Source organism: Stappia sp. P2PMeth1, assembly GCF_900185735.1.
Taxonomy (GTDB): Bacteria; Pseudomonadota; Alphaproteobacteria; order Rhizobiales; family Stappiaceae; genus Stappia.
This window is the reverse complement of sequence record NZ_FYAW01000056.1, coordinates 1-6,921: the sequence shown is the minus strand read 5'-3', so window position 1 is coordinate 6,921 and position 6,921 is coordinate 1. Positions and strand designations below refer to the sequence as shown.

8 protein-coding genes and 4 pseudogenes are annotated in these 6,921 nt (G+C 61.2%); 4 read left to right on the top strand and 8 right to left on the bottom strand.

Annotation, left to right across the window (positions count from 1 at the left end; all coding sequences use genetic code 11):
• The first annotated feature begins 639 nt into the window (after nt 1-639).
• A complete protein-coding gene (locus tag P2PM1_RS23830) occupies nt 640-888 on the top strand; it encodes a type II toxin-antitoxin system Phd/YefM family antitoxin (RefSeq protein ID WP_186400808.1) in 249 nt (82 codons plus the stop codon).
• On the top strand, nt 885-1,346 hold the full coding sequence (locus P2PM1_RS23825) for a type II toxin-antitoxin system VapC family toxin (protein ID WP_186400807.1): 462 nt from the start codon (nt 885-887) through the stop codon (nt 1,344-1,346). The genes P2PM1_RS23830 and P2PM1_RS23825 overlap by 4 nt, the downstream gene beginning before the upstream one ends.
• A gap of 348 nt (nt 1,347-1,694) precedes the next feature.
• Here the strand turns inward: P2PM1_RS23825 and P2PM1_RS23820 are convergent.
• The 4 genes and pseudogenes from P2PM1_RS23820 to P2PM1_RS23805 all read right to left on the bottom strand — a co-directional run.
• Nucleotides 1,695-2,168 (bottom strand): annotated as a pseudogene (locus tag P2PM1_RS23820) (DDE-type integrase/transposase/recombinase); the annotation flags it as partial.
• A gap of 189 nt (nt 2,169-2,357) precedes the next feature.
• On the bottom strand, nt 2,358-4,010 hold the full coding sequence (locus tag P2PM1_RS23815) for an IS66 family transposase (RefSeq protein WP_186400806.1): 1,653 nt from the start codon (nt 4,008-4,010) through the stop codon (nt 2,358-2,360).
• A gap of 64 nt (nt 4,011-4,074) precedes the next feature.
• Nucleotides 4,075-4,428 carry an IS66 family insertion sequence element accessory protein TnpB gene (gene tnpB / locus P2PM1_RS23810; RefSeq protein ID WP_186400805.1) on the bottom strand — a complete coding sequence of 118 codons (354 nt, stop codon included), beginning with the start codon at nt 4,426-4,428 and terminating at the stop codon, nt 4,075-4,077.
• A pseudogene (locus tag P2PM1_RS23805) lies at nt 4,425-4,881 on the bottom strand (transposase). Before P2PM1_RS23805 ends, tnpB begins: the two are co-directional and overlap by 4 nt.
• Nucleotides 4,882-5,137: 256 nt before the next feature.
• On the opposite strand from P2PM1_RS23805, the gene P2PM1_RS23795 reads away from it, so the two are divergent.
• Nucleotides 5,138-5,413, top strand: a complete 276-nt coding sequence (locus P2PM1_RS23795; RefSeq protein WP_186400803.1) for a hypothetical protein — start codon at nt 5,138-5,140, stop codon at nt 5,411-5,413.
• Nucleotides 5,414-5,445: 32 nt separating this feature from the next.
• Here the strand turns inward: P2PM1_RS23795 and P2PM1_RS23790 are convergent, their stop codons facing one another.
• The 4 genes and pseudogenes from P2PM1_RS23790 to P2PM1_RS23775 form a co-directional block, all read right to left on the bottom strand.
• Entirely contained in the window at nt 5,446-5,778 is a 333-nt protein-coding gene (locus tag P2PM1_RS23790) for a type II toxin-antitoxin system HicB family antitoxin (RefSeq protein ID WP_186400802.1), read from the bottom strand.
• On the bottom strand, nt 5,775-6,029 hold the full coding sequence (locus tag P2PM1_RS23785; RefSeq protein WP_186400809.1) for a type II toxin-antitoxin system HicA family toxin: 255 nt from the start codon (nt 6,027-6,029) through the stop codon (nt 5,775-5,777). Before P2PM1_RS23785 ends, P2PM1_RS23790 begins: the two co-directional genes overlap by 4 nt.
• A 144-nt stretch (nt 6,030-6,173) precedes the next feature.
• Nucleotides 6,174-6,359 carry a hypothetical protein gene (locus tag P2PM1_RS23780; protein ID WP_186400801.1) on the bottom strand — a complete coding sequence of 62 codons (186 nt, stop codon included), beginning with the start codon at nt 6,357-6,359 and terminating at the stop codon, nt 6,174-6,176.
• Between the two features lie 115 nt (nt 6,360-6,474).
• A pseudogene (locus P2PM1_RS23775) lies at nt 6,475-6,690 on the bottom strand (transposase domain-containing protein); the annotation flags it as partial.
• 29 nt (nt 6,691-6,719) lie between these two features.
• Here P2PM1_RS23775 and P2PM1_RS25305 point away from each other — a divergent pair.
• Nucleotides 6,720-6,921 (top strand): annotated as a pseudogene (locus P2PM1_RS25305) (hypothetical protein); the annotation flags it as partial.

Sequence of the window (6,921 nt, the reverse complement as noted above, 5' to 3'; positions counted from 1 at the left end):
CATCAAGGCCTCGATAGTGACAAAGCGGACGTGTCACGCCCGCTTCTGTTAGCACCCTCGCGGGCGGGTGTCCAAGGCGGATGGGCGCACGCATCCGCATGTCCGGCACCTGTTGTCGAACGGCAACTCGAAGCTTTGCCGCAGACCGCCCACCACCTGCTCGCGCATCTCTTGGCAGCGTTTAGCCTTAGCCCCGTCGCAACAGGTCCAGGCTGGGTCAGCCCCCTCCCCGGCTAGCCGTGCGATCAGCGTCTCCACGGATCGGCAGCGACGCCAGCCTCGCTCCCCCAAGAAGCAAAACGCCCCCCGCCCCTCCGTCCACCGCGGCCTCCAGGCCATCGCGATCAAACGGGGCCACTCATCGACTTCGGCCCTGTAACAGCACGCCAGATCGGCCCAAATTCATGCGCCGGCAATGGCCCACTCCCCCTGTTACCGCGACGCGGCTAACATCCTGTCCGATGGCTTCCCAATCTGGTCGCGGGGGCCACAATCGAGGCGTTCGAGCGACGGTTCGGCGACCTGTTCGATGAACTCTTTGGGTCCGATGGTTGATGCCTCCACCATCGAAACCGACGTTGAAATCCGTGCCCCAATAGACTACATGTAGTTACATATGGCTACATATGAAGGCGCGATATGCTGACCATCAATCTCAGAGATGCCAAGGCCGGCTTTTCCAGCCTGGTCGATGAAGCCGTCAAGGGAGAGATCGTGACCATTACCCGTCATGGCAAGCCCGTTGCGGCCTTGGTCTCGGTCGAGGCGGCGGAGATCGCGCGCAAGGCGCTGACACGCAAACGGGCGGGCCTCGTCAGCTATCTCAGGACATTCCCAGGCGGAGAGTTCGAGCGTAATCGCACGCCGTCGCGGGATGTCGAGCTTTGAGCGGCTTTCTTCTCGACACCAACGTCGTCTCCATGTTGGCGCCGATGAGCGCGGGCGCATCTGCCGACTTCCTCGACTGGCTGGACCGCATGGACGGTGACGGCCGGTTATTCCTATCGGTCGTCACCGTCCACGAAATCGAGAAAGGAATTGCGCTTCTCGATCACAAGGGGGCAACGGCCAAAGCCGCGAGCCTGAAAGCATGGCTCGGCGGTCTCGTTTCCACATATGACGACAAGATCATTGCCTTTGACGCTGAGGCTGCCGCGCTCGGCGGGCGGCTGGAAGCGAGGGCGCTGGCAAGTGATCACGATCCCGGCATGGCCGATGCTGTGATCGCCGGTATTGCCGCAGCGCATGAACTCATCATCGTCACCCGCAACACGAAACACTTCCTGCCGTTCGGTGTCGCCGTGTTGTCGCCCGACGAGGCCGCCGCCGAAGGAGACCGGGCATGACCGCTTCCACGTCCAACGTTCCCCAGCGCACCGCGCTTTATCTACGTGCCTCGACAGCGCGGCAGGCCGAGCATGACGTTTCCAGCCCCGACCAGAAGCGCCGAGGCGAAGCCCATTGCGAGGCCCGCGGGTCTGCAACTGGTCGAGACCTTCATCGAACCGGGGCGTCTGCGACCAACGACCACCGCCCTTGCGCACCTCAAAAGTCTCCACTGTTCCACAACCATTCGCGGTCGCTCATTGATCGGGAGCGATGTCCGGCAATAACATCCCGGACTCAACGACGCCGCGCTTGGCGATAATGTCGTAGCTGCAGTAAATGCACGCGTCGGACAGCCGTGAGGCCGAGACCTCTTCGTATTTGATGGTTCGCCAGAGCCTTTCGACGAACACGTTGTCCCGCCATGCGCCCTTGCCGTCCATGGAGATCGCGATCTCGTGCTTCTTCAGCAGATCTGTGAAGGCCACGCTAGTGAACTGGGCGTATTCAACCGGTCGTCGCAACACCTCAACAATGGAGGTGTTTATGGGACAACCCGCCGGGCGGATGCAGAACGCCGTATCCATGGTGATCGAGAGCCGCCAAGCCAGCACCTTGCGGCTGAACCAGTCGACCACGGCCGCGAGATAGACGAAGCCCCGGACCATGGGGATGTACGTGATGCCGATCGTCCAGACCTGATTCGGCAGCTTGCGCAGCAGATACGGGTAGATCTTGTGGCCCGGAGCCGGTTTCGAGGTGTTCGGGCGCTGATAAATCGCCGCGATCCTCATGCGCTTCATCAGTGTCGCGACGTGGAGGCGGCCGACATCGAAGCCCTCGCGAATAACCCATCACCTTGCAGGCTCTCGACACGTTCGAAAGTTCGCTCGCAAGATCGAGCAGCGACAGCTTGCGGCGTGCTACCTTGTCCGTATGCGGCGTCTCCGCCCCATCGAATTCCCTGTTGCAACGGTCGGGCTAACGCTTGGAGATGGTCCGATGAGCACGTCGGGGAGTCCCGGACGAGCTCATTGTGAGGCACTGGTTCGTTGCGCATAGGCCCAGGGCATGAGGGTGTCGATGTCTTTTGCGAGGTGGCCATTTGCGAGGCTGGTAAAGAGATCGCGCAGATAGGCGTAAGGCTCTACACCGTTCATCTTGCAGCTTCCGATCAGACTGGCAAACCGGGCCCAATTGCGGCCGCCCTCATCATGACCGGCAAAGAGCGCATTGCGGCGGTTCATGGCCGGGCTTCTGATCGCGTTTTCCACGAGGTTGGAGTCAATGTCGACGCGGCCGTCGTCCAGGAACAGCCGGAAGCCATCCTGACGTTTGAGCATGTAGGCCATGGCTTCGCCGAGGTCGGACTTGCGTGAGACGCGCGCGGCCTGAGCTGCCAACCAGGTGAAGAACTCGTCCACCAGCGAACGGGACAGGTTCTGGCGGACAGCCCGGCGATGATCGGGATCACAACCGCGGATGCTGTCCTCGATCTTGTAGAGGGCGGCGATGCGCAACAGCGCCTCGTCGACGATCGGCGACCCCTTCTTGGGCTTGGCCTTGATCAGTTTTCTGCGGCCATGCGCCCAGCAGAAGGCCAGCTTCAACGGCTCGCCGCCCGTGCGGTCTGGCGTAGCAAGGTGCGAGTAGCCACCGTAGGCATCGACCTGGATCGTGCCGTTGAAGCCATCGAGGATTTCTGCGGCATATTCGCCTTTACGCCCAGGCCGATAATGGAACGCTACGCCCGGCGGCGCAGATCCGTTCCAGCCGCGGTCGTCGCGCAGAATAGCCCAGAGATAACCGGTTTTCGTCTTGCCGCGTCCCGGATCCAACACCGGGGCCGTGGTCTCGTCGACATAGAGCCTTGAACTGCCCTGTTTCAGGATCATGGCCATGTGGTCTACCACCGGCGCGACCGCAGCGCCCGTCCGACCCATCCAATCTGCCAGGACCGTGCAGTCGATCGGCACTCCGTGTCGGGCCATGACTGCCGCCTGACGGTTCAGCGGCATGTGTTCGGAGTGCTTCGACACGGCAATCTGCGCCAACAGGGCTTCGGTCGGCCAGCTGCTTTCCAGAAGATGCGCCGGCGCCCTGGCCTGAACCACGCCTGTACGGCCCTTGGGGCAGGCGTATTTCGGGCGGATCGTGACGATCACCTGGTAGCGTGCCGGAATTTGATCGAGCCGTTCCGTCCGATCTTCGCCGATCCGAACCATGTTGCCGCAACCACATGGGCAAGCAATGCTGTCGGGCTCGATCACCCGCTCGACCCGCGGCAGCCCCTGCGGCAGCGCGCGTGCTTTGCGCTCCTTGCGAGGAACAGCCTTTGCGGGATCAACTGCGCTGGCCGCGATCTTCACCTCGATGAAGGCGATCTGGGCCTGTGTCTCGGCAATTGCCGTCTCAAGATCTTCCAGCGCCAGTTCCATCTGCGTCGGATCGAGTTTTTCCGATTTCGGCCCGAACTTCGTACGCCGATAGTCCTGAACCTGACCCTCTAGCCTCTCGATCAGTTGCTTCAGCTCGGTGATGAAGGCGTCCTTCTCGGCCACCACCGCCTGCTCATGCTGCCGTGCCGCACGCTCGATCGACAGCTCGAACTGCACCGCCGCAAAGGCTTTCAATACCTCGGGAAGAAGGTCCGGGAACTGGCTGAGATCGATCGGCTGCGACATGCGTCTTCATAGCAAATCGAAGCAGAAAAACCCAATAAAACAATGCCAAAACCGAACCGGTGAGTCATCCTGCCGCAGTCGGCGCTGTTACCCGTTGCGCCATAACCCGTCGCCAATCAAGCCCTTCGAACAAGGCTTCGTATTGAGCCCGAGAAAGACGCATCGTTCCATCCTGCACCTTGGGCCAGGCAAAGTTTCCCTGCTCCAAAACCTTGTAGATCAGCACCATTCCGGCGCCATCCCATACCAGGATTTTTAGGCGATCCCCGCGCTTCGACCGGAAGATCACCGTCACCCCGGAATGCGGATCAAGCTTCAACTCGGTCTGCACCATCAATGCCAGCGCCTGATGGCCACAGCGGAAGTCCACCGGCCGCGTCGCGATCAGGATCGGTAATCGTTGGCCTGCGACGATCACGCCGTTCCTCGCATCGCACGCACCAAGGCTGCAACCCGATCAACCGGCACATCGCCGGGAACCCTCACCACGAGGTCTGAGCCGATTTCCAAGGTCACGATCTGCGAAGCGGCCGCGACCGGCTCCGGAACCGGCGGTGCATCGGCAGCCGTCTTCGGCTCCGTCGTAATCGCAAGTGGCACAAAGGCGGGTTCGATAGGCCAGTCCTCAATAGCTGGCACGGCCGTCATCAGTTCAGCAGGCAGCGTCAGAAGACCATGACGCGCCTGCCGTCGCCAGTCCGAAAGCTGATGCGCAGCGAGATCACAAGAGCGCAACATCAACAACCCGCGCACCGGGCTGAAGGCTTTCCGCTACAATCCGCGCCTTCAGATCATTGGGCCATCGCCGGTTTCCACGACGAGGCTCGACAACTTCGCATCGCCCGACAAATCCATCACCGCTATTCGCCACGCCAAATCTCCAGCTCTTGCCGAAAACCTTCTGGCAGAAACCTCAATGTTCACAAACACGCGGAATCAATGGGGTGGAGGCGGCGCATACTCTTCAACCGGATCAAACACTGCCGCGCCATCGCAACGCGCTACGAAAAGCACGACGAAAACTATCTCGCCCTCATCAAACTTGCAGCAATCCGGCTATGGATCGGAAGTAATGAGTCGGTGTCCTAACCGTGTTGGTTCTGCACTCTGGCCATGGGACGAACCGGATGAAGATCGCAGTTGCGTGTAGTGATCTCGTCATGGCGGGCGGGCTCATCCGGTTTGAGCGCGTTGGACAGTGCATCGCGGCCTGGGGGCACGAGCTTGCTTTCGTGTGTTTCTCGGGGAAGCCGGAATACCGCTTTCCGACACAGTTGAGAGCCATTTCGATCGACGAGGCGATCCTGGAAACGATTCAGCGCCACGCATCGAGGCCGGTTTCTGCAAAGTTGGCTCACCCCAAGGCTACGCCTGAACCTGCAAAAACCTGCAACGCGTGTTGAGAAATGTTGAGTTCGTCAGTAGCGGCTATGGCTTACTCTGCGGCCCGATCTAGCACTTCTTCGGCCCACTGGTTCAGGCTCTTGCCCGACAGCTCGGCGGCCAGCGCGGCCTTGCGGTGAACATCCGGGCTGATCCGGAACATGACCTGCCCCGAATAGGTCTTCTGCGGTTCCTTGCCGATCTTGGCGCAGGTGTCGATATAGTCTTCGACAGCCTCATGGAAGGCTTCGCGCAGCCCTTCCACGGTGTCAGCATGAAAGCCCACCCCGTCACGGATACCGGCAATCCGGCCCGTGAAAATCCCGTCTTCGTCGTCATACTCGATCCGGGCGGCATAGCCCTTGTAGGTCATGGTGTTGGTCATGGTCTAACCCCGATCCGTTCCAGGAAGTCGCGGGCATCGCGCACCTGGTATCGCTTCGCTTCCTTTGCGGGGGGCGGGCGGTGGAACGTCGCTACCTCGCCATCTTTTTCGAACCGCACCCGTGACCCGCGCCCTTCGATCAGCCGCGCGCCCGTCGCCAGCAGCAGGCTTTCGACTGCTGCCCATTCGATGGTGCCTGACACCGGATCGGTGAAGACGGCGGCAAGGGTCTTGCGGTGCTTGCTGTTCATCGGGGCAAGGTAGGTTATGCTAGCGAAAATTGCAAGCATGATGGCGATGCTTGCCTAAGATCACCCTAAGGCGGGGTGCGGGGTGCCGTTTGAAGTTAACGCCCCTATTTCTTGCCATCTTCCTTCAAAGCCATCGCTGGCCCGTCACACCACGCTTTCCAGCAGGGCGATTTCGTCGGGGGTAAGGTCGAACAGGGCGTAGATGATGCTGTCGATCTGGGCTTCGGCCTTGGCAATCTCGGCTGACAGGCGGGCGATTTCGGCGCCGTCGCGGGTGATCCAGTCTTCCCAGGCGGAACGCTCGGCCAGGGGGATCTCGGCCTTGAACACCTTCTTTACCTCGGCCCGGAAGGCGGCGAAGTCGGGTAGGGTCCACCATTCCTGAAGCCGGGTTGTCAGCTTGGGGTCACGGCCAGGCGGGGGGTAAGCGCGAAGCTGAGGCCGTTCAGGCGCGGGTTGGATAGTTCCAAGGCATGAGGGCGTCTATGTCGTGATTGGGCCAGCCGGCTGCAAGGCGCTCGAGGGTGAGCTGCAGCCAGGCATGGGGATCGACGCCGTTGAGCTTCGCTGTCGTCAGCATAGTCGTGATGGTCGCCCACGTCTTGCCACCGCCGTCGGAACCGGCAAAGAGCGCGTTCTTTCTTGTGATGGCCATCGCCCGTTCATTCTGCCCACGTCGGGCAGTTTGTCGTGGTCCATTACCGCTGGCACGCGCTTTTCGGCCGGCGCCTGCGGGTCGAGCGCGTCGACAGGCGCAGGTCTGGACAATTCCTCCATGTCGAGGTCCTGCCAGGCGTCTTCACGGTGGTGCCGGCCTGGATGCTCGACGCGACGTCTTGCGCAGGCATGGAATTGGGCACGCCGCGCGTGTCACTCGCGGCACTGTCGGATC

Coding starts and splice junctions, on each gene's coding strand:
- P2PM1_RS23830 (WP_186400808.1), top strand. CDS start 640: ATGCTGACCATCAATCTCAGAGATGCCAAGGCCGGCTTTTCCAGCCTG.
- P2PM1_RS23815 (WP_186400806.1), bottom strand. CDS start 4,010: ATGTCGCAGCCGATCGATCTCAGCCAGTTCCCGGACCTTCTTCCCGAG.
- P2PM1_RS23795 (WP_186400803.1), top strand. CDS start 5,138: ATGAAGATCGCAGTTGCGTGTAGTGATCTCGTCATGGCGGGCGGGCTC.
- P2PM1_RS23790 (WP_186400802.1), bottom strand. CDS start 5,778: ATGACCAACACCATGACCTACAAGGGCTATGCCGCCCGGATCGAGTAT.
- P2PM1_RS23785 (WP_186400809.1), bottom strand. CDS start 6,029: ATGAACAGCAAGCACCGCAAGACCCTTGCCGCCGTCTTCACCGATCCG.